Source organism: Synechococcus sp. PROS-U-1 (assembly GCF_014279755.1).
Taxonomy (GTDB): domain Bacteria; phylum Cyanobacteriota; class Cyanobacteriia; order PCC-6307; family Cyanobiaceae; genus Parasynechococcus.
In genome coordinates, this window is record NZ_CP047951.1 from 231,976 (window position 1) to 257,467 (window position 25,492).

The following is a 25,492-nucleotide window of genomic DNA, read 5'->3' on the forward strand; positions in this document are numbered from 1 at the left end:
ACTGCCAGGGCTTGAATCAGACCAAAGTTCTGCATGTTGGAACATGTTGATGCGGAGCAGAACCCTCACTGATCTAGCGGTTCTGTTGAATCAATTGCCGCGGCGGCGTCTGCGGCTCATGGGCGTCGTTCTTGTTGCGTCCTTTCTTCAAGGCTTGCTCGACATGCTGTTGGTGGGCCTGATGGCTCGCATGGTCGGTTTGCTTGCGGGAGTGAAGCTGCAGGATCAAATCCCAGGGATTCGCGTGTTTGGTGGATCGTTGTTGGATCAAGCGGGTTGGCTGATTGGTCTCCTGATTGCAGCCTTTTGGTTCACCTCCATCATTCGTTTTGGTGTTTCGCTGATGCAGAGCATGCTCAGCGCTGAAATTTGGAATGATTTGGTGAATAGGGTTTATGCCAACTTGATGCGGCAAAACTATGCTTTTTTTACAGAAAATAGAACAGCAAATCTCTCCGAAAGTTTTAATCGTGTTCTGAATCGTATTTCGACGGCAGTCATCAGTCCCCTGATTACCATTGCGGGAAATTTGCTGTCTGTTGTCGTTCTTCTTGTCGGCGTCAACATCATTCTTGGCTGGAAGGCTTTGTTGATGTTTGCTTTGATGCTGATGGCCTATGTGATGTCGTCGCGTTTAATTACGCCCTATTTGCGTCTGGGTACAAAGCAGCGTGTTCGATATACCAGGCGCATCAATATGATTCTGATGGAATCACTTCGCTCGATGCGTGATGTTCAGCTTTACTCGGCAGATCAATATTTCACGTCTCGTTTCTCGCGTGATGGTGTGATCGCCAAGCGCTACGACCGTTTGACGCGATTGCTCCCCGATGTTCCGCGATATGTGATTGAACCTGTGGCCGTCACGGTGCTTTTCGCCATTGGTGTCGGCCCTTCTCTGATGGCAGGTGATATGGAGAGTGTTCGCGAGAGTTTGCCGCTGATTTCGGTGATTTTGGTGACTCTTCTGCGGATTTCCGGCCCGCTTCAGTCAATGTTCCGGAGCGTTAACAAGCTTCGTGGCGGGTTGCCGGAAATTCAGGATGCCCTTGACCTCTTGCAGCTGAAGCCGGAACGCCTCACCTTGCAGAGTCCGGGTGTTCCCTCCCCCAGTGGAGTGACCCCTCGCAGATTGATTCAGCTGGACAATGTTGGCTTCACTTATGCAGGGCGCGATCAGCCTGTTCTCCAGGCGATCAATCTGTCGATTCCTGTTGGCTCCCGGATTGCACTGGTGGGTCGCACGGGTAGCGGGAAAACAACGCTGGCCCACATCATTCTTGGTCTCTATACCCCCAGTTCGGGTGAGCTTTGCCTTGATGGAATTCCCATCACGGCTGAGGAAATGCCTGCTTGGCAGGCCAACTGTGCCTTGGTTCCGCAAGACATCCGTTTGCTTGATACGAGTGTTCGCGAGAACATCGCCTTTGGTCAATCCGGTGATGAGATTGAAGATGATGAGGTTTGGAATGCTTTGGCCGCGGCTCAGTTTGATGATGTTGTGAGTCAAATGCCTTATGGGCTTTACACCATGATTGGAGAGAATGGTGTCAAATTGTCAGGTGGGCAGCGGCAGAGATTGTCTTTGGCACGCGCTTTTTATCGCAAGGCAAGTGTTTTGATTCTGGATGAAGCGACGAGCGCATTGGATAACAAAACTGAGCACGAAGTGATGCAGGCTCTGGACATCATTGGTCGACGTTGCACCACGATCGTGATTGCTCATCGGTTGTCGACGGTCCGAAAGTGTGACCAGGTGTTTGAAGTTGGTGACGGTCGGATCAAGGCCTCCGGCAGCTTTGAAGATCTCGTCAAAATCTCAGACAGCTTCCGCGAGATGAATCAGCTGGAATCAACTTGATCATCGATGGCTGATTTCGTTGTCTTGGCAACGGCGGATTGGGATCACCGCCTGTGGACCAACAAGCAGCACACAGCCCTTTCGTTGCAGCGGGCTGGGCACCGTGTGTTGTACATCGAGTCGTTGGGGTTGCGCCCCCCGCGTGCCGATAGGCAGGACAGTCAGCGGATCGTCAAGCGACTGAGGCGGATGTTCCGGCCGCCGCGCCAGGTCGAGCCAGGGTTATGGGTGTGGTCACCGATGGTGATACCCGGTGGGACGCGCGGTGTTCTGCTTCATATCAACCGAGTGTTGTTCAGCAGTGCTCTGGGTTGGATTCTCAGGGGTCTTCGCTTTCGTTCACCACTGCTGTGGACCTACAACCCGCTCACCGGTCGCTATCTGAATCTGAAACGACGTGCAGGAACGTCGAAGCCATCGATGTTTTCTGCTGCCGTTTATCACTGTGTTGATCGCATCCATGCTCAACCAGGCATGCCCGCGACGTTGATTGCCGACAGCGAGCGTCAGCTCTGTCGCACGGTGAATGTGGTGTTCACCACGTCTCCCGATCTTCAGGCGTCGCTGATGCGAATCAATGCCTGCACTTACCACTACGGCAATGTTGCCGATCAGGCACATTTTGCTGCCGCTTTGGATGCTCTGCCCGCTCCCGATGGCCTTGCAGGTATCCCTAAGCCTCGCCTGATGTTTGTTGGTGCGATCGATGCCTACAAGCTCGATCTGCCCATGCTGACGGCCTTGGCCCGTCAACGGTCCGATTGGTCGTGGGTTCTTTTGGGTCCCGTTGGCGAGGCCGATCCGGACACGAGCATTGCGGCGCTTCAGGCTTTGCCGAATGTGCACGTCATGGGTCTGCAGGCCTATGACGATCTGCCGGCATGGCTCGCGCACGCCGATGTGGCTCTGCTGCCCCTGCAGGAGAACACCTACACGCAGCACATGTTCCCGATGAAGTTCTTCGAATATCTCGCTGCGGGGCGCCCCGTGGTGGCCACCCAGATTCCTGCTTTGCGGCCCTACGCCTCCGGGGCGTTGCTTTGTCCTCCGGATCCGGAGGCATTTGAAGCTGCCATCGCGACGGCATTATCGGGCGATGGTCCATCGCTGGATCAGCGCTTGGCGCTGGCCGCAGAACACACCTACGAGAGCCGTACGCAGAAGATGCTGCATGACCTGCAACGGGATGGACTGTTGGACGCGGCGTCCAGCGGTCAGTCGATGCTGCGTCTCCAAGGCCGAACCTGGCCGTTGCAGCGGGTGTTGATGCCTGCCTTGTTCCGTTCGGTGCGGTTGCGCAATCGTTGCGGGCGCAGCGAAGCAGGCCGGCAACTGTTGCGCTGGATCGATGGGCATCATCCCGTTGAGCCGCAGGTGCTCGATGCGCAGATTCCCCGCTTGATCAAAAGGGGTCTGTACTCAGAGGCCTTGGCACTAATGGAGCGCTCATGGTTGGAGCTCGGCCGCACCGATCACCTCCATCATTTGTTGTTTCGGCGTGGTGCCAGACCCAAGGCCTTGCAGGAGCAGATCTCGCTGTTCGAGACCCTGGGTGCCAGTTCCCGCTTGCCCCTCAGCTATCGCGCCTATTGCAGGGTGGTGTGTGCCTACCGATCTGCTGAACTCAACGACCCTCAGCTGATGCGCGCTTCCATTGCAGCTTTGGATGCAGTTGCCACAGGGTTGGAAGACGATCCCAACACACGCCTGTGTCGCCAGGGGAATCGCTTCAACCGAGCCAAACTTCTGATCTCCTGTTACGCCACCACGCTGCGGCTTCAGCTCACCTTGGCAGATCGGGACGGGGCCGCGAGCCTCGGCAGACGTGGGTTGCAGTTTAGTGAATCCCTCGATCTCACCATGATCGAAACAGAAACCTCCTTCCGGCTCACTCGCAATCTGATGCGGGTGCTGTCGATCAACATTGTTGAGGCATGGGCCTCATCCGATGCCACTCTTTACTGGCGGGCGAGACGGGCCTTGCAGGCCGTTCATGACCATGCGCATCGACCGGAGCATGACGAACGAGAAGTGCAGGAAGACCATCGTGCGTTTGCGGTGCAGGTGATGGAGCGTGTCGTACTGATGGATCCCGCACTCGCTGATGCGGATGCGATGGGTCGTGCCGTCGAAGATCTGATGCTGTTGCTGTTCCGCGCCAAGATCGTGAGTGAGGCCTGGCGGGCGGAGCGGCTGCCTGGGGTTTTGCCCTGTTTCAAGAGATTCCTGCACCCCGACCAAGGGAATCCGGGCACGTCATGACCCGGAGGGTCGTGTTGTACATCGATTCACTCAAGACCGGTGGAGCCGAGCGCGTCACGCTTCTGTTCGCCCGCTGGCTTGCTCAGGAAGGGTGGCGGGCCACGGTGCTCACCCGCCACGGTCCATCCCGAGACTTTTATCCCGTCCCGGCGGGAGTGCATCGGGCCATTGAGCCGTCAGATCCGCCCTGGTTGCGCTGTCTTGGGCTACTTGGTTTTCCGCTTCGCGTGCTGCGTCTGCGGGCATGGCTGCAGCGTCATCAACCCGATTTGGTCCTGGGCATGACCACCCTGCCCGCGATCAAGCTGCTGCTGGCGGTGCGGGGCATGGCGTGTCCATGCATCGTGTCGGAACGAAACTTCCCACCCTTGAAACGGCCCGGTTGGCCCTGGCGGCTTCTGCGGCGGCTCACCTATCCATGGGCCCATCTGCATTTGGTTCAGACCGAATCCACGGGCCGTTGGCTGGCCCAGCACTTGAACGCCCGACCTCAGCTATGTCTGGCCAACCCCGTGGCCTGGCCTCTGCCGAGGTTTGCGCCTGACCCTGACCCCACCGATTGGCTGGCGCGCCAGAAGGTCGGGGCCGACCAGCAGGTGCTCCTTGCGGTGGGAACCAAAGCCCATCAAAAGGGCTTTGATCGATTGGTCGCCATGTTTGCGCTGTTGAGGGAGCGGCATCCCCAGGTGCATCTTGTGATTCTTGGCATGGATGCAGTGCCGTATCACGGTGTGGATCAGCAGGCCCAGTTGCGTCGGATGCTGCCGCAGGCATCGCATTCCTTGCACTTTCCAGGGCGGGTGGGCAATGTGCAGGATTGGTACGAGCGGGCCGATCTGTTCCTGCTCCCCTCCCGTTACGAGGGTTTCCCCAACGTGCTGCTTGAAGCCATGGCCAGCGGCTGTTGTTGTGTCTCCTCCGACTGCCCCCAGGGTCCAGCCGAGTTGATTCGCGATGGCGTCAATGGTCGTTTGTTGCCGAACGATGCCAACCCGCAAACCTGGGCCGACGTGGTGTCGGCGCTGCTGGTGGATTCAGACGTACGCCGGCGCTTGGCGTGTCGGGCCCTGGAGGTGCGGCAACGCTTTTCCGAGGGACGCTTGCGTCAGTGTTTCATGAGCGGCGTGTTGCAGCTGGTGAGTGATGACTGAAGCGGAGCCAGCTGCAGGCCGTGATGATCTGTGGCTGGTGTTGCCGCATCTCGGAGCCGGGGGCGCTCAAAAAGTTGCCTTGATTGCCGCCCGTCATTTCGCGGCTCAGGGCTTGAAGGTGAAGCTTGTGACGCTCATCTCAGGGCATCCCGTGACTCATGCCCTTCCGGATGGGATCCCTCTGCTCGAACTGGGGGCACCGACCCATCGTTCCTGGTGGGCCCGCGGTGGTCGTTTCACCCTGGCGCAGCTCGACAAGTTGATCCGCTGGTTGTTCCAGCTGCAGCTGCGCTGGTTCGCCGGCTGGTTCCAAGCCCATATCCATCCGGGAGGTCGGGGCCTTGCGATGCAGCTCTTTCAAGTCGGAACAGAGGCGACGGCTGGCTTGCGTCTCCGCCAACTGCGTCGGCAGTTCCGCCGTCAGCGGCCCCATCGGGTCCTGTCGCTGCTCACCCGTACCAACATCATCTGCTGTTGTGCTGCCTGGGATCTGCCGATTCATCTCGTGGTCTCGGAGCGCAACGACCCTTCGCGACAGCTTCTCCCGGAGGTGTGGCAGCGCATGCGTCCCCTGACCTACCGACGGGCCGATGTCGTGACAGCCAACACGTCGGGTGTTCTCTCAGCTCTGGAATCGATGGGGCCCTGGGAGAGACTGGCCTTGCTGCCCAATCCATTGCCGAGTGCGCCTGCGCTGGCTGCCGGCGGCGGTGTGTCCAGCCCCAGTGGCTTCATCACCGTGGCCAGGTTGGTGCCCCAGAAGGGACTGGATGTGTTGATCGCTGCCTTGCCCAGGCTGAGTGGAGCTGCGGCGACTTGGCCCGTCACCTTGGTGGGTGATGGTCCGGAGCGTGCCGCGTTGGAGCAGCAGGCAAGGGATCTTGGGGTGTCGCGCCGATTGCGAAGCCTGGGGTTCCGTTCTGATCCGGAGCGGTTCCTGGCCGAGGCTGCCGTTTTCGTGTTGCCCTCCCGTTTTGAAGGCATGCCCAATGCACTGTTGGAGGCCATGGCTGCTGGTCTGGCGGTGATCGTGACGGATGCTTCCCCTGGCCCCCTGGAGGTGGTTGAGCCTGGGGTGAGCGGTTTGGTGATTCCCAGTGATGATCCGGCTGCACTCGCTAGAGCGATGGACGCGCTGGCTTCAGATCCCGAGCGTTGCAGGCGGATGGGTGCAGCGGCCAGAACGCGGATTGCTGCGTTGGACTGGCCCCAGTTGGAACCGCTCTGGCGGTCGATCCTGGCGTTGTGATGCCCGCTCGCGTTCTGGTGTTGGCTCCAACCCGGCGCGCCCGGACGGAAACGTTCGTGCGCGCCAATTTGGCCCGCTTGCCGTTTGCTGTGGAGGCCTGTTTCGGGGATGAAGTGCCCTGGTGCGAGCCCCTTAAAGCGCTCTATGGCCTGGCGGTGCTCACCAGCAAAGTCTGCACTCGCCTGGGTTGGCTCCGGCTTGCCACGTGTCCAACTTCACTCGTAGCCCTGCTTTTGGTATGTCGCCACCGTCCGGACGTGGTGATGGTGGAGTTCGGTTTTCATGCCGTTCGGGTGATGGAGCTGGCCCGCACGGGAGTTCCCCTTGCAGTTCACTTCCGCGGCGCCGATGCCTCGGCGGACCGCTACGTGAAGCATCTGGAGCAGCGCTACCGCCGTTTGTTTCAGCTCACTTCGGCTGTGATCGTCAAGAATCAAACGATGCGGAGCCGCTTAATCGCCTTGGGCGCGCAGCCGGCACAGCTGGTGATCAGTCCATCCGGTGCTGATGAGCAGCGCTTTCAGGGGGCCACTCCTGCGTCCATGCCGCCGCGGTTTCTGGCGGTGGGCCGCTTTGTGGCCAAAAAAGGTCCGATGGATACTCTGGAAGCCTTCGCCAGCCTGCTTGGTCTGAGTGACCATGCCGAGGCTTGCCGGCTGGTGATGGTTGGGGATGGCCCTCTGCTCCCCGAGGTGCGGGAACGGGCGCGCCAGCTTGGCCTCGAGCAGATGGTTCAGTTCCCTGGCGTGCTTGCCCCCGATGCGGTGGTGAAGGAGATGCGGCGTGCGCGGGTGTTTGTGCAGCATTCCCGGACAGCGGAGGATGGTGATGAGGAGGGATGCCCGGTCTCCGTGATGGAAGCTCAGCTTTGTGGTTTGCCGGTTGTGGCCACCCGTCACGGTGGGATCCCTGACGTGGTGGTGGATCAGCAGACCGGGTGGCTGGTGGGGGAAGGCGACCGCCGGGCGATGGCGGAGGCCATGGCCGTGCTGGCAGATCGTCCGGATCTCGCCGGTGCTTGGGGTGCTGCCGGTCAACGGCGGGCCCAGGCTCGCTTCACCGTGGCGCACCACGTCGATCAGATCACAACGCTGCTCAATGGTTTGGTGGATCACAGACGATGAGCAGCAATCGCTTGAAGTTGCTGCTCATCCGTGGTCTTGGCCACAGCGGCACAACGATGCTGGATTTGGCTCTGGGGGCCCATCCGCAGATCATTGGCCTGGGCGAGGCGGCGCGAATTCTGGCGACGCCCCAACCTGGCGATGAACATCGCGGGCCCAGTCAGCTGCGCGGTGCTCACCGGTTTGAACGGCGTTGCACCTGTGGTGCGATCGCTGCGGATTGCCCCCTCTGGGGCCCTCAGCTCGAGTGGCTGCGCCTGCATGATCAAACGCCGATGCAGGAGAAAGTGCAGCGCCTGCTGACCGGTTCACCCCACGCCGGTATGGAGGTGTGGCATGTCGACTCTTATCAGGACGATCTGGTGATGACGCAGCTGCCTGAGGCGATGTTTGACATCCGAATCATCCATCTCGTGCGGGATGTGCGTTCCTGGGTGCATTCCCGAGCCCGTGCCGGTCGCAAGTCAGGCCAACGCTGGCCTGCCGCACGTCAGCTGGCGCGCTGGTGGCGAGTCAACGCCAAGTTCGAACGAGCGTTTCAGCAGTCCCCTTACCCGCTCTTTCGTCTGGGGTATGAGGAATTTGCGCTTCAGCCCCAGCGCAGTTTGGAGTTGCTCTGCGCCTGGCTGTCCATCGATTTCCAGGAGGCGATGCTGGCTCCTGGTCTGAACAGCACCAGTCACATCCTCGCGGGGAACCGGGTGCGTTTCGATGCGGAGCGCAGCCGAACGATTGCCTATGACGGTGGCTGGCTGGCTGCCCCAGCACCTACGGCTGCGCATCTCGGCTTGCTCATGCCCGGTGTGGCCAGGATGAACCGCCGCCTGGTGTATTCCAACGGTTTGCTGTGACGGGCTGCTGTGCGGTGGGTCGCCTTAGGCGTCTCTCCAGGTCATCGCGGTGGCCCAGTGCTGTTCAACTCTGAGATCCGGACAACGGTCCTGGACCGCCGTCACCAACGGGGCGAAGTGGTGGCCAAGACGCCGCAACACCTCCGTTGGAACAGCTGTGGTGGCCTGACTGGCATTCACCCGGTGGCTCAGTTCGGGGATCTGCTCTGGGATGCCCAGACACCGGCACAAGGCACAGTGATCCGCTGCTGTGAACAGGGTTTCGTAGAGGCCGATGAACACCTCGGAGGCTGCAAGACCTGTCCGGAGTGCATCGAGGGTCGCGGGGTAATCGCTCCGGGGAGATTCACGTTTGAGCAGCTTGAGGCTGGCCTTGCTCAGATGTTCGGTTTCATGCTCGGGTTTGAGCAGGCCACGCTTGCGCAATTGCATGCGTTGCTGTGACAGGAACCGTTCCACCGGGTCACGCATGATGAACACCGCTCGCATCTGCACGCCACGTTCCTTGAAGGCGTCTTTGATGCGCTTGAAGCTTGGCGCGCTTAATCCGGCATAGGACGGGGTGATGTCTCCCGTCAGTCGAATCTGGGACGGCTTGAGCCGTGATGCGAAGTAGTCGAAGTAGCGCTCGGGTCGTTCCATGAACCGCGCCCGACGCCAGGTGCGCCACTGAATTGGTGTGGGGTTGTTCGCTCGGAAGGAGGAAAAGTGTTCCAGCTCCAGAGCATCAAAGACGTGGTATTCCTTCAGGAAGCCGAAATCAGCATCCTTCCTGCGGTTCAGTTGATCGTGCAGCCAGGAGGTTCCTGCTTTCTGGGCGCCAACGCCGAGCAGAAAGGTTGCGTCAGAGGCCAAGAGGTTTTGCCGAGAAACACCGCATTAGTTGATCTGCAGAGGTGGCATTGCTTTCACCAGATCATCGATGGCTTTGACCTGCGTCAGAAATGGCTCCAGCTGATCGAGTGGTAAGGCGCTGGGGCCATCGCATCGTGCTTTGGCTGGGTCTGGGTGGGCTTCCAAGAACAGACCAGCCAGACCAACCGCCATGCCTGAGCGGGCCAGGTCAACCACTTGTGTGCGGCGTCCGCCTGAGGCCGCACCACCAGGATCTCTGCACTGCAGAGCATGGGTCACGTCGAAGATCAAGGGAAGGTCATCGCAAGTGCGTTTCATCACGCCGAAGCCCAGCATGTCGACGACGAGATTGTCGTAACCGAAGTTGGTTCCTCGCTCGCAAAGCAGCAGCTGTTCGTTTCCGCATTCGCGGAATTTGTCCACGATGTTGCGCATCTGCTCCGGGCTGAGAAACTGAGGCTTCTTGATGTTGATCACAGCCCCTGTTTCAGCCATGGCGCGAACCAGATCGGTCTGACGGGCGAGGAAGGCAGGCAGCTGAATGATGTCGGCCACCTTGCCGGCGGCAGCGGCCTCTTCAGGGCTGTGGACATCCGTGATCACAGGGATGCCATGGGTGTCTTTGACCGCCTGAAGGATCTCCAGTCCCTGTTTCAGGCCGGGGCCGCGAAAGGAGTGAATCGACGAGCGGTTGGCCTTGTCGTAGGAGGCCTTGAAGACGAGAGGGATGTTCAGTCGCTCGCACACATCCTTGTAGTGCTTTGAGCAGCGCAGGGCGAAATCCAGATCCTCGAGAACGTTGACGCCACCTAGAAGGGCAAAGGGGCGATCGTTCGCGAAGGTGATCTTGCCCAGTTGGATCTGCTGCGCCACGGTCTTGAGCGTTCTCCGGATCGCGCGAGCCTACCCGCCTTCCTTTAGCTGCTCTGCAGACTCAAGCCGATGCTGCTGGGGTCCAGGCTGTAGCTCCCAAGCTTGAAGTCGGCGTTGTAGAGATCCACCACAGCCTTGATGGTTGTAGGGCTGTAGTAGCGCGACAACTTGCTGGAGGCTTGGGTGAGTTTGCTGTGCTGGTTGCTTTCAATGCGGTGCGGTTGTTGCAGCTGCTCGGCGCTGGGCAGGGTTAAGCCTGATTCGGCCAGGGCATTGGGAAGTTCGGTCGAGAGATGTTCAAGCCTGCAAATGCTTTTGAAATGGGATGCGGGCAGGATTAACGCAGCGTTCTGTGGTTTCCAGTGGTGGTTGGTATGCAACCCACCGCCGCCAAGAAAGGTGACGAAGGCTTCGAAACCGGCTTTGCTGTTGTCGCCAAATCCAGGGATGGATCCGTATTTGTCTTGAGGACCGTTGGCAATTTTGTCGAGAAATGCAGATAATGTTCGTGTCCACGGATTGCGAACGACCGTAAAAAATAAAGCCTTTTTCAGGCATGCGCGGTCTTTTTTTGTCCTCGACATTTCAATCAGGCTTTTGCCTGTGCCCATGGCGCTGCGTTTCGCTTGCTTGTAGTCGTTTTGATGGCTGCTTGGACCCCTGATTGCTTCATCCAGGTAAAGAATGACGGATGAATTGCCGCTTTTGGCGATTCTATTAAAAGCAATGTTGTGTTCTGGGTAAAACACGACGCGATCAAGATTATCGCGCCTGATTTCTAATGTTTTGCGCTCGATGGCCAGGCTTAGGAGAGCTCGCTGCTCTCGCAACTCTCTGCGAATGCGTTTCTGAGTGAGAGAGAAGGGCAAGAACGTCTGATGGCTCAGGATTGACTTTACCGATGGCTGTTGAAGTTCCAGGCCAGAGGGGCGACGCAATCCTTTGCAGGAGAGTGGAGGTCGGAGAGGAGGTAGGGCAGGAGGGCACCCAGGTTGTCGTCGCAGCCGAACAATTTCGTCGCGATCGCCTCAACGGATTCACGTTGGTTGAAGCCAATATCCCCGATTTTGATTTTCCGAGTAGTTGACATGTTGACCTTGACCGCGTTGTTTGTTCTGTCGGGCTGCAGAGGGCTTTGATAGTCCTCGGGCAAGAGTGAGTTGATCTTCGCGAGCAGCTCGTTCTGGGCTCCAGTGATGCCTTCGAAAGGCACAAAAAAGAGAGGGATCTTGTTTGTCCTTGTTGCTTCAATCCAGCTGCGAACCAGCAGATGGATCTGGGGGAGATAGAGGATGCCCAGGAGGTGGAACAAATCGCTTTCCGAGCGCTGATGGAGGTTCGGGATGCCATCCGTGAGTCCTGGACAGCGGAGGTCGAGGGGGCCGTAGCTCTTGCGGCGGGTGTGGTGAATCAGGGAGCACAACAAGGCGCCTAGGGGGCGCACTGGCATCACCACAGCAGCTGTGCTGTAGCGCCGCTTGAGCTGCTTGAGGTTGTGGTGGGAGGCCGGGTAATGCCCGTAAACCAAGAGGCGTTTGTGCGGTTGGTGGAACCGGATCCTGCGCATCCAACGTTCGCGGCGGCCAAGCTCGGGAACGTCCAGGAGCAGGTGTCCAAATCCCTTGGTGGTTTTGTGGCGCACAACCGGCGCCTCAAGGTGATTGCTCAGCAGGGCAGCGAGGGTTTGACTGGCACATTTCGGTGGAGCTGGAACGAGAAGCGCGCGCTGTGGCCCTTTGGGGGATGGCATTGATATCTCGCCAGTCATCCGCAGCTGCGTTGGAAGCATCTAAGCACCACTAATCTCCACCCATGAGCTTTTTGGCCGGCCTCAACGACGCCCAGCGGAGGGCTGTCGATCATCACGTAGGTCCACTGCTGGTGGTGGCAGGAGCTGGCAGTGGCAAGACACGCGCCCTCACCCATCGGATCGCTCATCTCATCGGTGAGCACGGTGCCGATCCGGCCCAAATTTTGGCGGTGACCTTCACCAACAAAGCCGCCCGCGAGATGAAAGAGCGGCTTGAGCTGCTCCTGGCGCAGCGTCTGGCCCAGAGCCAATACGGCCAGCCCTGGAGCACGCTCCCACCGGTGGATCAGCGCCAGTTGCGTTCACGCATCTACCGGGAGGTCACCAAGGAACTCTGGATCGGCACCTTCCATGCCTTGTTTGCCCGGATGCTCCGCTACGACATCGACAAGTTCAAGGATTCGGAGGGGCTCACCTGGACCAAGCAGTTTTCGATTTACGACGAGGCTGATGCCCAGAGCTTGGTCAAAGAAATCGTGACCCAGGAGCTGCAGCTCGATCCCAAGCGGTTCGAGCCGAAAAAGACCCGCTGGGCCATCAGCAATGCCAAAAATCAGGGTTGGTTGCCGGAGCAGCTGGAAGCGAATGCCGAAGGCCAGCGGGGAAAACTCACGGCTGATGTGTATCGGCGTTACCGCAAAGCCTTAGCTGCCAATAACGCGCTTGATTTCGACGATCTCTTGTTGCTGCCGGTTCAATTGCTTCAGCAGAACGAGCAGGTGCGCAGTTACTGGCACCGCCGTTTTCGCCACGTTCTGGTGGATGAGTACCAGGACACCAATCGCACCCAGTACGACCTGATCAAGCTGTTGGTGACGGATGGCAAAGATCCTCAGGACGTCGAAGACTGGTCTGGACGTTCCGTCTTCGTCGTCGGCGATGCCGACCAGAGCATCTACAGCTTCCGTGCGGCTGACTTCACGATCCTGATGGGCTTCCAGGACGATTTCGGCGATCAAGCGCCGGATGACATCACCAAGACGATGGTGAAGCTGGAGGAGAACTACCGCTCCACGGCCACGATTCTTGAGGCAGCGAATGCCCTGATTGCCAACAACAGCGAACGGATCGACAAGGTGCTGCGGCCCACCCGCGGGGAAGGTGAGTTGATCACGCTCACGCGTTGTGACGATGAAATTGCCGAGGCGGAAGCCGTGGTGCATCGCCTGCGCACGATGGAAGCCGCCAACCCTGAGCTGAGCTGGGGAGACATGGCGGTGCTGTATCGCACCAACGCTCAGTCCCGTTCGATTGAAGAATCCCTGGTGCGCTGGGGCATTCCCTACATCGTGGTTGGGGGACTGCGCTTCTACGACCGGCGCGAAATCAAGGATCTGCTGGCCTATCTGCGGCTGTTGGTGAATCCGGCCGACACCGTCAGCCTCCTGCGGGTGATCAATGTGCCGAAACGGGGCATCGGCAAGACCACGATTCAGCGCCTCACCGATGCGGCCAATCAACTGGGGATCCCGCTCTGGGATGTGGTGAGTGATCCCGAAGCGGTGCGCTCCCTTGGCGGCCGTTCGTCCAAGGGGCTTCTGCAGTTCTGTGACCTGGTTAATGATCTGAAGGCTCGCAGCCGTGATGTGGCGCCATCGGAACTAATTCAGCAGGTGATGGAGAAGAGCGGCTACGTCAGCGAGTTGATTGCCGATGGCACCGATGAGGCTGATGAGCGTCGCCGCAATCTTCAGGAACTCGTGAATGCCGCTCTCCAGTACCAGGAGGAAAATGATGAGGGGGACCTGGAGGGATTCCTGGCCACGGCGGCCTTGTCCAGTGATGCCGACAGCAAAGACACCGCTGCCGACCGCGTCACGTTGATGACCCTGCACAGCAGCAAGGGGCTGGAGTTCCCGGTGGTGTGTCTGGTGGGTCTTGAGCAGGGTCTCTTCCCCAGTTATCGCTCCCTGGATGATCCGGCCTCTCTGGAGGAGGAGCGCCGGCTTTGTTATGTCGGCATCACCCGCGCGAAGGAACGCTTGTTCCTCTCCCATGCCAGTGAGCGACGTCTCTGGGGTGGCATGCGGGAAGCGGCCGTGCCTTCGGTGTTCCTTTCCGAGCTCCCGGAGGCTTTGATTCAGGGAGACATCCCGCAGACCGGTGGTGCGGCGCTCCGGCGTGAACGTCGTCTGGACCGACTCACGCGTGTGGACCGTGACAAGCCCTCATCGGCCCCGGCCAATGCCGTGCGTCGCCGTCAGGCTGGGCCTGCCCCCGGCCGCAGTTGGCAGATCGGCGATCAGGTCATCCACGCCAGCTTCGGGGTTGGTGAAATCACCCACACCTTCGGCAGCGGTGAGAAGGTGTCGATCGCGGTGAAGTTCGCCGGTATGGGGCCAAAAATTCTTGACCCGAGGCTGGCGCCGATCGAACCCCTGGCCAGCGCTGATGGATGACTCATGTTCAGCGCCTAATCTCGACCGCAATCAACGAAGGCCCGTGCCGACTGTCTGCCAGCCGATCCCCATTTTTATCGGCTACGACCCTCGGGAGCGGGCTGCCACCAATGTTCTGATCGACAGCCTCTACCAGAACAGCAGTGTTCCTCTGGCGATCACCCCCCTTGTCACTCCGCAGCTGGAGGCCCAAGGTCTGTTCAAGCGCGAGCGTGATCCGAAACAGAGCACAGCGTTTTCATTCACGCGGTTTTTAGTGCCCCATCTGATGGGCTACCAGGGCTGGGCGCTGTTCATGGATTGCGACATGCTTTGCCGGGCTGATATCAAGGATCTCTGGGATCAACGTGATGACGCCTACGGCGCCATGTGCGTCCAGCACGAGCATGTGCCCGGAGAGACCGTGAAATTTCTCGGTGAGGTGCAGAGCGCCTACCCCAAGAAGAATTGGAGTTCCCTGATGCTGCTCAACTGCAGCCGCTGCACCAAGCTCACGCCCGATTACGTCAACACGGCGACGGGGCTGGAGCTGCACCGCTTTCATTGGCTGGACGGTGATCATGAAATCGGTGCGATCATGGGCGGTTGGAATCACCTGGTTGATGTCCAGGCTCCACCCGAGCCGTTGGATGCCTCGCCGATGCTGCACTGGACCCTCGGTGGTCCGTGGTTTCGCGAACAGCGCACCATGGGTGGGCCGTTGGCCGCGGAGTGGTTCAGCGCCCGGGATGACGCGATGAAGCTCTGGGATTGATGGCCATCAAACGATCCGTCGTCGCGGTTCCTGCCCGCTTGCAGTCGTCCCGTTTGCCGAACAAGGTGTTGGCTGATATTGGCGGAAAGCCAATGATCCAGCGGGTTCTGGAGCGGTGCCGTGAGGCCAGCAGGGTCGCGGCTGTGGTGCTCTGCACGGACAGTCCACAACTGCAGTCCCTCGCCAAGGGCTGGGGATTTCCCGTGCTGATGACGGCCGAGTCCTGCAGCTCGGGGAGCGAACGCATCGCCTCCGTTGCTGATGACCTCATGGCCTTGGCCTGGGGAGACAGCCCGGTGGTCGCGGACCAAACCGCCATCATCAATGTGCAGGGGGATCAGCCCTTCATTGATCCTGCTGTGATCGATGCCATGGCGGCCGAGTTCCTGCGGCTTGATCCAGTGCCTGCCGTGGTTACTCCGGTGTATGCGCTGAAGCCGGAAACCGTTCACAACCCCAATGTGGTGAAGACCCTGCTGGCCCATGACGGTCGCGCCTTGTACTTCTCCCGCTCCGCCATCCCCCATGTTCGGGATGTGGACGCGGCTGATTGGCACAAGCACACCACCTACTGGGGGCATGTGGGCATGTACGGCTTCCGGGGTGATGTGCTGGCTGGCTGGGACGAGCTGCCCGCTTCACCACTTGAAGATTTGGAACGTCTGGAGCAGCTGCGCCTGATTGAAGCTGGTCTCACCATCGCCACGTTCCCGGTGCAAGGCACATCACTGTCGGTGGACACCGCCGAACAGCTGGAGGAGGCCCGGACTCTGGCCTGACTGGCGGTCGGAATCACCAACCATCAATAGCTTGAGGTTTGTGCCCACACCTCCCGCGGGGGTGGATGTGTCGTGTCTGAGCTCAAATGTCCATTCAGTGGCCATACCGGTGCCGTCACTCCAGCGGCCCACACGGGCCATCGGCAATGGTGGCCCAATCAGATTGATCTCGGCCTGCTGCATCAGCACCATCCAGCCTCCAATCCCCTAGGGGATGCCTTCGACTATCCCGCCGCCTTCGGCGGCCTGGATCTGGAGGCGTTGAAGGCGGATCTGGCGGAGCTGATGACCGACTCCCAGGACTGGTGGCCAGCGGATTGGGGCCATTACGGCGGTCTGTTCATCCGTCTGGCCTGGCATAGCGCCGGCACGTACCGCAGCGCCGACGGTCGTGGTGGTGCCGGTCATGGCAATCAGCGTTTTGCCCCTCTCAACAGCTGGCCCGACAACACCAATCTCGACAAGGCCAGGCGGCTGCTTTGGCCGCTGAAACGCAAGTACGGCAATGCCATTTCCTGGGCGGATCTGATCATCCTCAGCGGCAATGTGGCCTTGGAATCGATGGGGTTCCGCACCTTCGGTTTCGCCGGGGGCCGTACCGACATCTGGCAGCCCGAAGAGGATGTGTTCTGGGGCGAGGAAACCGAGTGGCTGGCGGATGAACGCCACAACACTGAGGCGGGGCTGGATCAGCCGCTGGCGGCTGTTGAGATGGGGCTGATTTACGTCAACCCCGAGGGTCCCCACGGTCATCCGGATCCTGTGGCTTCCGGTCCTGAAGTGCGCGACACCTTCGCTCGGATGGGGATGACGGTCGACGAGACCGTCGCCCTTGTGGCGGGTGGTCACACCTTCGGCAAATGCCACGGTGCTGCTCCGGCATCCCACCTGGAGGCGGAACCGGAGGGGGCCGCATTGCATCAGCAGGGCCTGGGCTGGCACAACCGCTTCGAGAGCGGCAAAGGGGAACACACCATCACCAGCGGCATTGAAGGGGCATGGAAACCCCACCCCACCCGTTGGGACCAGGGCTACTTCGAGATGATGTTCACCTACGACTGGGAGCTCACCAAGAGCCCGGCCGGCGCCTGGCAGTGGGTGGCCAAGGATGTGAAGCCGGAGCACAGGGTCCCCGATGCCCACGTCCCTGGCCGGTCGTCCGCGCCAATCATGACCACGGCTGACCTGTCGTTGCGGCACGACCCGGTGATGGAGCCTGTGGCGCGCCGCTTTCATCAGGATCAGGACGCCTTCGCTGATGCCTTCGCCCGGGCCTGGTTCAAGCTCACCCATCGGGACTTGGGCCCCCGGGCTCTCTATCTCGGCCCGGATGTTCCCCAGGAGGTGCAGATCTGGCAGGACCCAGTGCCCGCTCAGGATCATCCGCTGATTGGTGAGTCCGAGATCCAGGCCCTGAAGCAGCGGGTTCTGGCCAGCGGCTGCAGCATCGGGGCTCTGGTGGGCACGGCCTGGGGTTCGGCATCAACGTTCCGTGGCTCCGATCGTCGCGGTGGTGCCAATGGTGGTCGGATTCGCCTTCAGCCCCAGAACACTTGGGAGGTCAATGACCCAGAGCAGCTGCGAACAGTGCTGCAGGCGCTGGAGGCGGTGCAGCAGCAGTTCAACGCTGAGGCTCCCGGTGGCCAGCAGGTTGCGATGGCCGATTTGATCGTTCTGGCTGGGTGTGCGGCTGTGGAACAGGCGGCCGCTGCTGGTGGTTACAGCCTGACGGTGCCGTTTATGCCCGGCCGGACGGATGCATCCTCGGATCAGACCGACACCGCATCATTCAATGTGCTCAAGCCGATCGCCGATGGCTTCCGCAACTGGATGCGCAGCGGGCTGCCGTTGCGTGCGGAGGAGTGTCTGGTGGATCGCTCCCAACTTCTGGGGCTTAGTGCCCCGGAGATGACGGTGCTGCTCGCTGGTTTACGGGTGCTGGGTGCCAACACTGGCGGTAACCGTCAGGGGGTCTTCACCGACCGCGTCGGTGTGTTGAGCAACGACTTCTGCGTGAATCTGCTCGATATGTCGACCCGCTGGACTCCCACCACTGAGGCGATGGACGCTTATATCGGTCGGGATGCCCAGGGTTCCGAGCGCTGGACGGCAAGCCGTGTTGATCTGGTGTTTGGTTCCAACAGCCAGCTGCGGGCCATTGTTGAGGTCTATGCCCAGGAGGATGGCGCCAGCCGTTTTGTTGCCGACTTTGTTCAGGCCTGGGTGAAGGTGATGAACCTCGATCGCTTCGATTTGCGCTGAGTCATCGGTCCCCTCAATCGTTGCGGTCTTTCCAGCCGTCACGGCGCAGGCCTTTCCAGCGTCCACGCACTTGAAGAATGCGCTCCGCCAGTTCACGGACGGCCCCATGGCCGCCCCGGCGGCGGAGCACCGCATCGGCACCCCGGCGGACGGGTCGGCAGGCGTCGGCGGGGGCGAACAACAGCCCGACAACAGGCCGAACGGCCAGGTCGTTGAGGTCATCCCCAACGAAGGCTGTCTGGTCTTCGCGCACCCCCAGCTGGTTCTGCAGGGACGTGAGGGCGGTTGGCTTGTCTTTGATGCCCACAAGGCAATGGCTGATGCCCAGTTGTCGGGCTCGCACCTCCGTCGCTCCCCCTTGCCCACCACTGAGGAAGGCGATCTCAAGACCAGCCTGCAGCAGCAGGCGGATGCCGAGTCCATCGCGCACATCAAAGCGCTTGCTCAATTGCCCTTCGGCATCGAACCAAAGGCCGCCGTCGGTGAGAACACCATCCACATCCAACACGAGCAGCTGAACCGATCCCAATCGGCGCCGCAGCAACCACCAGCGCAGACGGTTCACGCGAGTCCCGCCTGCACCAGATCATGCAGGCGCAGCAGACCCATCAGTTGGTGTTCTTGATTGACCACCGGCAGCACCGAGATGGGTTTACGCCGGTTGTGCTCCATCTGCTCCAAGGCCTTCACGACCAGGACATCGGCCTTCACGGTGATCGGATCCGCGGTCATCAGGTCCTTTGCCGTCAGATGGGTCCATGTTTCAGGACTGTGATCCTGCAGCGCTCGGCGCAGGTCGCCATCCGTGAGGATGCCGAGCAGGCCTCCGGGGCTGTCCGGGTTCTCGACCCATCCACTGCCGATCCCATCGCGTGTCAGGCCGCCGATCACCTCGGGCAAGGGGGTGTGGGACTGGAGAGGATGCAATTGGCTCGCAGGCACCATCAGGTCGGCAGCCGTCAACGTCAGTTGTTTGCCAAGGGATCCGGCGGGGTGATTCAGCGCGAAGTCAGCCGGTGAGATGCCCCGTCGTTCCATCCACACCGCAGCCAGGGCATCACCGATGGCCATGGCCACGGCTGTGCTCGCGGTGGGGGCCAGGTTCAAGGGACACACCTCACGGTCCACGCCGGCTTCCAGCACGACATCACTGCCTCTGGCTAGCGAGGAGTCGGCGCGTCCAACGATCGCGATCCTGCCGGTACCGCGCCGTTTGAGATGGGGGAGCACCTCAATCAGCTCGCTGGTCTCGCCACTGTTGGAGAGAAGCAGGCAGACGTCCTCAGCGGCCACAACACCCAGATCGCCATGCAGCGCGTCGGTGGGATTCAGAAAGAGGGCCATGAGCCCGATTGAGGAGAACGTGGCCGCGATTTTGCGAGCCACAATGCCGCTTTTACCTACACCGGTGATCACCAGCTTCGCCTTGCGATCTGCACAGCGCTCCAGCAGGGCGAGGGCTGCTTCTACCTGGTCGCTGTTCAACCGTTCTGCGGCAGTGGCAATCGCCGAGGCTTCCTCCTGAAGGCAGCGGGTGAGAGCGGACAAGGACGAGATCCGTGATGATCGGCCCATTGTCCTGCACGCCCCGTGATGGAACTGCCCGGTGTGCCGACTTCGCTGCTGGAGGAGTTGCGGGAGGCGGCGGTCTCCATCGGTGTGTCTCGTTTGGCTCTGGTGGGTGGTGTTGTTCGTGATCAGCTGCTCCATCAACGCTTCGGCCATCCCTGGACCGGCGTCCCAGATCTGGATTGGGTGGTGGAGGGAGATGCGGTTGCTTTGGCGGCTGAGCTGGTCCGACGTTGCGGCTCAGACCGGCTGAAGGCCCTGCAGGAGTACGGAGCCTTCGGCACCGTGTCTCTCCAGCTGGATGGCACGCCCCTTGATCTCGCCACGGCCCGGCAGGAGCATTACCCGGCACCGGCAGAAAACCCCGTCGTGCAGGCCGGAACGCTGACTGCTGATCTGGTGCGACGTGATTTCACGATCAATGCCATGGCCATGGAGCTGGTGGCTGGTGAGCTGATCGATCTCCACGATGGCCAGGAGGATCTGGCATCAGGCCAGTTGCGTTTTCTGCATCGGTGCAGCGTTCAGGACGATCCCACCAGGGTGTTCCGTGCCGCCCGATACGCCGCGAGGTTGGAGTTCCAGCTGGCAGAGGAGAGCCGAGAGCAAATTCGCAGCACCGTTGAGCAGTGGCCCTGGGCCTGGCGCCAGGACGACCCTGCGCCGGCGGCACCGCCCGCCCTCTCGACGCGTTTGCGGATGGAATTGGATCGTTTGCTGGAGCGGGAACCCTGGCGTCAAGCGCTGGATCTGCTGGAGCAGTGGCAGGCGCTCCCCTTGTTGGATCGACAGCTCCAGAACGATCGACAGCGCACCAAGCGGCTGCGCTGGGCGCGCCGCCTCGGCCTGCCATTGATGCCTGTCTTGCTGATGGGGGCAGCTGATCCCGTCGCCGTAGCCCAGCGGTTGCAGATCCCTGGCCGTCAGCAGCAATGGTTGCAGCAATGTGCAGAGCTTCTGCACTGGTTGGATGTTGACCCGTTGCCCTTATCAGCGGGCCCGTCGGTTTGGTCCGCTGCTCTGGAACAGCACAACTGGCAGCCGGAAGCGGTGGCGCTGGCTGTGACACTGCGGCCGAGGCCATGGAAACCCCTCCTGCGTTGGTGGGGACGCTGGCGCATGATTCAGGCGCCCCAGACGGCGCGCGACCTGATCGACATGGGTTGGCAGCCCGGGCCGGCCCTGGGTGAGGAGTTGCGCAGGCAGCGCAGCGCAGCGCAGGATCAAAGCCGATGAAACGGAATTGGCTGCTGCTGGTGGCGGCTCTTTGCCTGGCCTTTGGTCTCCGGGTCTTGTCCCTGATCGATGCCACGGCGCTCTGGAGCGATGAGTTGTACAGCGTCGGCAAGAGTTTCCAGCCCAGCTTCATCAGCCTGTTGGCCATGCTGAGGGAGGACACCCATCCCCCGGCTTACTACGGCCTGCTCTGGCTGTGGGGGCATCTGGTTGGCCAGAGCCCGGTCAGTCTTCGCTTGCTGTCTTGGCTCGCCTATCTGGCCGGTGGCCTGGTGATGGTTCGACAGGCGATGGCCCTCGGGGGGGTGCGTCTCAGGGTGGCGGCCATTGCAGCGCTGCTGGCCTTCTGCAGCCCTTACCCGATCCGATTCGCGATCGAGGGCAAGAGTTATGCGGTGCTGGTGCTGTTGGTGGCCTTGGCCTGGTGGTGGCGCCGGTCGGCCCATCCCATCGCCTACGGCGCCGTGGCGGGACTCGCCAGCCTGACGCACTTTTATGGATTATTCGTGGTGCTGGCGGCCGCGGCTTGGGATGGTTGGCAGCGTCGCTGGACCATCGCCGTCGCTGCCCTGATCGGCGCCCTTCCCGCTTTGGCCTGGATGGCCTACGCGGCCGGCTACCTGTTCAGCACCCGGGCCGGAAGCTGGATCGGTGCGCCGGATTACGCCTTGTTCGAGGAGATCCTGGCCCGTGGCCTCGGGCTCTGGCCGCTTCCCAAGTTGGTCCTGATTCTGCTGTTGCTGGTGGTTCTCCGGCGCTGGGGAGGTCTGGGGCCTCTGCGTTGGCCAGAGCGGGATTTGCTCGATCGAAGCGGTCTGATTCCGTCTCTGCTGATGGTGGTTGGTGTTGTTGTCGTGTCGTTCGTGAAGCCGATGGCCTTCAGCCGCTACTTCGTTGTGTTGTTGCCTTCAGTTGTCCCGGTCCTGGCAGTGTTGATCAGCCGTCTTGAGCTCAACCGCTTCGGGCGTAGCTGCGGTCTGATTGTGCTGGTGCTGTTGATGGCCAGCTGGTGGGGGCCAGGATTCAGCGAGCTCGATGCCGGCGTCGGTGGTGTGAGGGAACAGGACCAGTTCCGTCTGATCAGCCAGCGCACCAGCGGGCTGGAGGAGCGTTACAGCCCCCGGCCGCGGCTGTTCAACCTCAGCGACCGCATGGAAGCGGCGATGGGGCGGGTTCCCTTGCCGTCATCGCCATGGGGCGGAAGGGATGCTCTGGAACAACAACTGGAGGCGCGGGATCAGCCGAAGCAGCTCTGGCTGGCCAGCAGCGGCCCACCGCCGGCGATGGACCGCAAGCTCAAACCATTGCAAGAACTGGTTGAGCAGGCGGGTTTTCGCTGTGAACCACGAGCGAATGACCTCACCCATGCGCGGCTGTTGCGCTGCCGATCTGAATCCACGGGCCGTTCTGAATAAGCCGTTCCGCGGCCGCGCTGGTGCAGGCCAGCAGCAGGGGGCCGCAGGTCTGCGGGTCCACCAGGAGCTCCAGCAGGGACGCTGAGGGAGGCTGGTTCAGTTGAACAGGGCCATCCAGCCACCGCCAGGCTGCTCGGTTGGAGGGTGACAGCGTGCTGGAGACGCCGCGGTCGAACAGGTCGAACACACCCGGGTAGGCCGGGATGGCAGGACCATCCAGCTGGATCGCGAGTCCTGGTTCGCTCTCAAGCATTTCGCCCAGATGCCCGAGCAGGCCGAAACCGGTGATGTCGGTGCAGGCATGAACACCCTCACGGACGGGCTCCACCTGCTGAAGAAGCGTGTGCTGACTGCAGGCCATACCCTGCAGTGCCGTATCCAGATCGCGGGCGGAGGTGGCGCCGGTCATGGCCCCTGCAAACAGCACCCCGGTTCCAAGAGGGCGACTGATCAGTAGGGCATCCCCCGGCCGCAGGCCCGATTTCATCCAGGGTGATGTGCTGCTGCCGTTCACCGTCAGGGTGATCTGCACCCCCAGGCTTGCCGGCATGGGTGTGGCGCTTCGGGATTCCATCGTGTGTCCGCCGATCAGCTGGGCACCCTGCTCATCGAGGACCGAGCGGATTCCTGCGAGGGACTGCACCAGCAGCTCCTGCTGTTCGTCGGTAGGGACCATCGGCAGCGTGATCGTCGCCATTGCGCTGGAGACCTTGGCCCCGCAGGCCCAGAGGTCAGAGCAGGCATGCAGGGCCGTCAGGCGCCCGTTGAGCCAGGGGTCACTCACCAGGGCTGGAAAGCCATCCACGCTTTGCAGCAGCTCAGGATGGTCAGGGAGACGGGCCGCATCTTCGGGCTGTCCCCCCAGCCCCACCCGTTCCAGAGCCGCGACAAGAGGTTGAGCTGGCAACTTGGCGGCACAACCCCGGCAGGCCATGGAAGCGGCCTCGCGCATCGAACTCGGCTGCTGAAAGCCGTCCATGAAGCTGCGGTCGATGCGTCGCTTCAGGCGCCAAAGCAGTGGGGATGGCCCCAGCTGCCAGGCTCCCCATCGTGCCCAAGCGGAATTTTGATACGTGCCGATCAGTTGCAGCGCCTGACGCTGCGGTCGCCAGGGGCGAAGTGGTTGGCCCTTGCAGGCCGCTTCCAGATTCGCGGCCAACGGGCGGCCGGCTCGCACAGCCCACACCCCTGATGCTGCGCGAGGCGCTGTGCTGATCACGGCGCAGTCTCCGCTGGCAAATAGGGATCGATGGCCTTCCACCCTCAGACAGGCATCCGTGAGAATCCGCCCATCGGGATCCAGCGGCAGTCCGGCTGTTGCCAACCAAGCGGGCCCTTGGCTTCCAGTGCACAGCAGGCTGGGTCCGCTGTGGTGGGTGTCGTCGTCGATCAAGGCGATGCGAGCCCGTTTCAGCACCTGCTGGATGGCTTGATCCAGCTGTCCCCTGCGTTGTTGCAACTGCAGTTCCCGCTGTGGCCAGCGGCGTCGCAGCGCCAGAGCGACTTCCAGGCCGGCAGCTCCCGCTCCGACCACCCGGAGTGGCCTTGGGTCGGTCCCGCCCTCGCTTTGCAGAAAGGCAAGCGAGGCTTCCAACGGTTTGATGGGGATCCCGATGGCGCTCGGTCGGCTGACGGCGCCCACGTCCAAACTGAGCAGATCAAAGTGCAGCGCTGGTCGCTGTTGGAGCCTCAGACAGTTCTGCTGGAGGTTTAATCCAGTGATTTCCGCTTCCACGAAGGCCACGCCTGCCCGATCACAAAGCTGGCGAAGGTCGATGGCGAGCTCATCGCGTTGATAGAGGCCAGCGATCAACCCCGGCACCATGCCGGAATAAAGGGATGTGCTGGTGCGATTGACCAGGGTGATGCTGAGTTGTGGGCGTTGCTGCGGTCGCATCGCCCAGTGTTTGAGCAACAGGGCATGACTGTGGCCACCGCCGGCCAGGAGCAGCTGACCAGCTGCACTCATGAGTTGTTCCGGTACCCCGTTGGGTTGGCCTGTTGCCAGGCCCAGCCATCACGGCACATCTCCTCCAGGGTTCGACGGGCGCTCCAGCCGAGCATGGTCTGCGCACTCTGGGGGCAGGCCTCCAGGCGGGGCACATCTCCGGCTCGACGCTCAACGAGCTCGTAGGGAATCGTCAACCCTGTGGCCTGCTCAAATCCGTGCACCACCTCCAGCACGCTGAGTCCACGGCCGGTGCCGATGTTCAGCGTCAGGGGATCGGCGTTTTGCCGCTGGAACAAACGGTCCAGGGCCACGCCATGGGCTTCGGCCAGATCCATCACGTGCAGGTAATCGCGAATGCCGGTGCCATCGGGTGTGGCGTAGTCCTGGCCGAAGATGCGCAACCGTTCGCGACGGCCTGCGGCCACCTGGGTGATGAAGGGGAACAGATTGTTGGGTGTTCCCATCGGGTCTTCACCGATCTGCCCGCTGGGGTGCGCACCAACCGGATTGAAGTAGCGAAGACAGGCCACCTGCCAGGAGCCTGCGCGGCACAGGGCCCCCAGTATCTGCTCCACCGCAACTTTGGTCTGGGCATACGGGTGAATCGGTGCCATCGGCATGTCTTCCCGCAACGGAAACGTTTGGGGTTCGCCGTAGACGGTGGCTGTGCTGCTGAACACCAGGGTCCGGCAATCGTGGCGGTCCATGGCCGCTGCCAGAACCCGGCTGCCGTTCACATTCACATCCCAGTAGTGAAGCGGGTTGGCGACGGATTCTCCAACGGCTTTCAGACCGGCGAAATGAATCACGCCATCCACCGTTCCGGCCGTGCGGAAGGCCTGATCCACCGCCTTGGGGTCCCGGACATCCCCCTCCACCAGGGTCAGCTGGGTCGAGCCCGCCAGCTCCTGCACCCGCCGAAGAGCCTCTGGACTGCTGTTGTCGAAGTTGTCGAGCACCACAATCTCGTGGCCCTGCTCGAGCAGAACAAGGCAGGTATGACTCCCAATGAAGCCGGCACCGCCGGTGACGAGGACTCGCCGGCCCATGTCTTCAATTCGTTCAGTCTTCTGATTCTGAATCAGCTTGAT

Annotated in this window: 20 protein-coding genes; 12 read left to right on the forward strand and 8 right to left on the reverse strand. The window is 61.2% G+C overall.

Translation table 11 applies throughout. The annotated features are described in order from the left end of the window. Positions 1–43: 43 nt before the first annotated feature. From SynPROSU1_RS01120 to SynPROSU1_RS01145, 6 genes are read left to right on the forward strand one after another with little or no spacing between them, the layout of a single operon-like run. On the forward strand, positions 44–1,861 hold the full coding sequence (locus SynPROSU1_RS01120) for an ABC transporter ATP-binding protein (protein ID WP_186571174.1): 1,818 nt from the start codon (positions 44–46) through the stop codon (positions 1,859–1,861). Positions 1,862–1,867: 6 nt separating this feature from the next. After that, positions 1,868–4,123: a glycosyltransferase gene (locus SynPROSU1_RS01125; protein ID WP_186571175.1), complete on the forward strand. Its 2,256-nt coding sequence runs from the start codon at positions 1,868–1,870 to the stop codon at positions 4,121–4,123. Next, positions 4,120–5,274, forward strand: a complete 1,155-nt coding sequence (locus tag SynPROSU1_RS01130) for a glycosyltransferase (protein ID WP_186571176.1) — start codon at positions 4,120–4,122, stop codon at positions 5,272–5,274. The genes SynPROSU1_RS01125 and SynPROSU1_RS01130 overlap by 4 nt, the downstream gene beginning before the upstream one ends. After that, complete coding sequence (locus tag SynPROSU1_RS01135; RefSeq protein ID WP_186571177.1) at positions 5,267–6,523, forward strand: glycosyltransferase; 1,257 nt, start codon at positions 5,267–5,269, stop codon at positions 6,521–6,523. Before SynPROSU1_RS01130 ends, SynPROSU1_RS01135 begins: the two co-directional genes overlap by 8 nt. After that, positions 6,523–7,647, forward strand: a complete 1,125-nt coding sequence (locus SynPROSU1_RS01140) for a glycosyltransferase (protein WP_186571178.1) — start codon at positions 6,523–6,525, stop codon at positions 7,645–7,647. The genes SynPROSU1_RS01135 and SynPROSU1_RS01140 overlap by 1 nt, the downstream gene beginning before the upstream one ends. After that, positions 7,644–8,498, forward strand: coding sequence for a sulfotransferase (locus SynPROSU1_RS01145; RefSeq protein ID WP_186571179.1), 855 nt, complete (start codon positions 7,644–7,646; stop codon positions 8,496–8,498). Before SynPROSU1_RS01140 ends, SynPROSU1_RS01145 begins: the two co-directional genes overlap by 4 nt. Positions 8,499–8,522: 24 nt before the next feature. Here SynPROSU1_RS01145 and SynPROSU1_RS01150 read toward each other — a convergent pair whose 3' ends face one another. From SynPROSU1_RS01150 to SynPROSU1_RS01165, 4 genes are read right to left on the reverse strand one after another with little or no spacing between them, the layout of a single operon-like run. Next, the gene (locus SynPROSU1_RS01150) at positions 8,523–9,353 is read right to left on the reverse strand and encodes a sulfotransferase family protein (RefSeq protein ID WP_186571180.1); all 831 of its coding nucleotides are present in this window, start codon (positions 9,351–9,353) and stop codon (positions 8,523–8,525) included. 24 nt (positions 9,354–9,377) lie between these two features. Further along, on the reverse strand, positions 9,378–10,226 hold the full coding sequence (gene kdsA, locus SynPROSU1_RS01155) for a 3-deoxy-8-phosphooctulonate synthase (RefSeq protein ID WP_186571181.1): 849 nt from the start codon (positions 10,224–10,226) through the stop codon (positions 9,378–9,380). A 44-nt stretch (positions 10,227–10,270) separates the two neighbouring features. Further along, positions 10,271–11,164 carry a sulfotransferase family protein gene (locus SynPROSU1_RS01160; protein WP_222929893.1) on the reverse strand — a complete coding sequence of 298 codons (894 nt, stop codon included), beginning with the start codon at positions 11,162–11,164 and terminating at the stop codon, positions 10,271–10,273. Then, entirely contained in the window at positions 11,122–11,976 is an 855-nt protein-coding gene (locus tag SynPROSU1_RS01165; RefSeq protein ID WP_222929894.1) for a hypothetical protein, read from the reverse strand. Before SynPROSU1_RS01165 ends, SynPROSU1_RS01160 begins: the two co-directional genes overlap by 43 nt. 62 nt (positions 11,977–12,038) lie before the next feature. Here SynPROSU1_RS01165 and SynPROSU1_RS01170 point away from each other — a divergent pair, with 62 nt between their 5' ends. The 4 genes from SynPROSU1_RS01170 to katG all read left to right on the forward strand — a co-directional run bounded on the left by SynPROSU1_RS01170 (position 12,039) and on the right by katG (position 18,230). Continuing rightward, positions 12,039–14,435 carry a UvrD-helicase domain-containing protein gene (locus tag SynPROSU1_RS01170; RefSeq protein ID WP_186571184.1) on the forward strand — a complete coding sequence of 799 codons (2,397 nt, stop codon included), beginning with the start codon at positions 12,039–12,041 and terminating at the stop codon, positions 14,433–14,435. Further along, positions 14,428–15,189 carry a hypothetical protein gene (locus SynPROSU1_RS01175; protein WP_370586236.1) on the forward strand — a complete coding sequence of 254 codons (762 nt, stop codon included), beginning with the start codon at positions 14,428–14,430 and terminating at the stop codon, positions 15,187–15,189. The genes SynPROSU1_RS01170 and SynPROSU1_RS01175 overlap by 8 nt, the downstream gene beginning before the upstream one ends. Next, positions 15,189–15,968: a 3-deoxy-manno-octulosonate cytidylyltransferase gene (kdsB, locus tag SynPROSU1_RS01180; RefSeq protein ID WP_186571186.1), complete on the forward strand. Its 780-nt coding sequence runs from the start codon at positions 15,189–15,191 to the stop codon at positions 15,966–15,968. The genes SynPROSU1_RS01175 and kdsB overlap by 1 nt, the downstream gene beginning before the upstream one ends. A gap of 72 nt (positions 15,969–16,040) precedes the next feature. Further along, the gene (gene katG / locus SynPROSU1_RS01185; RefSeq protein ID WP_186571187.1) at positions 16,041–18,230 is read left to right on the forward strand and encodes a catalase/peroxidase HPI; all 2,190 of its coding nucleotides are present in this window, start codon (positions 16,041–16,043) and stop codon (positions 18,228–18,230) included. 13 nt (positions 18,231–18,243) lie between these two features. Here the strand turns inward: katG and SynPROSU1_RS01190 are convergent, their stop codons facing one another. Together SynPROSU1_RS01190 and SynPROSU1_RS01195 are read right to left on the reverse strand one after the other, a co-directional pair. Beyond that, complete coding sequence (locus SynPROSU1_RS01190) at positions 18,244–18,795, reverse strand: HAD family hydrolase (protein WP_186571188.1); 552 nt, start codon at positions 18,793–18,795, stop codon at positions 18,244–18,246. Then, complete coding sequence (locus SynPROSU1_RS01195; RefSeq protein ID WP_186571189.1) at positions 18,792–19,805, reverse strand: SIS domain-containing protein; 1,014 nt, start codon at positions 19,803–19,805, stop codon at positions 18,792–18,794. Before SynPROSU1_RS01195 ends, SynPROSU1_RS01190 begins: the two co-directional genes overlap by 4 nt. A gap of 18 nt (positions 19,806–19,823) precedes the next feature. Here SynPROSU1_RS01195 and SynPROSU1_RS01200 point away from each other — a divergent pair, with 18 nt between their 5' ends. Both SynPROSU1_RS01200 and SynPROSU1_RS01205 read left to right on the forward strand, forming a co-directional pair. Next, positions 19,824–21,035 carry a CCA tRNA nucleotidyltransferase gene (locus SynPROSU1_RS01200; RefSeq protein ID WP_186571190.1) on the forward strand — a complete coding sequence of 404 codons (1,212 nt, stop codon included), beginning with the start codon at positions 19,824–19,826 and terminating at the stop codon, positions 21,033–21,035. Beyond that, a complete protein-coding gene (locus tag SynPROSU1_RS01205; RefSeq protein ID WP_186571191.1) occupies positions 21,032–22,450 on the forward strand; it encodes a hypothetical protein in 1,419 nt (472 codons plus the stop codon). The genes SynPROSU1_RS01200 and SynPROSU1_RS01205 overlap by 4 nt, the downstream gene beginning before the upstream one ends. Here SynPROSU1_RS01205 and selD read toward each other — a convergent pair. Both selD and galE read right to left on the reverse strand, forming a co-directional pair. Continuing rightward, the gene (selD, locus tag SynPROSU1_RS01210) at positions 22,395–24,419 is read right to left on the reverse strand and encodes a selenide, water dikinase SelD (protein ID WP_186571192.1); all 2,025 of its coding nucleotides are present in this window, start codon (positions 24,417–24,419) and stop codon (positions 22,395–22,397) included. The genes SynPROSU1_RS01205 and selD overlap by 56 nt on opposite strands. Next, on the reverse strand, positions 24,416–25,450 hold the full coding sequence (galE, locus tag SynPROSU1_RS01215; protein WP_186571193.1) for a UDP-glucose 4-epimerase GalE: 1,035 nt from the start codon (positions 25,448–25,450) through the stop codon (positions 24,416–24,418). The genes selD and galE overlap by 4 nt, the downstream gene beginning before the upstream one ends. Between the last annotated feature and the right edge of the window lie 42 nt (positions 25,451–25,492).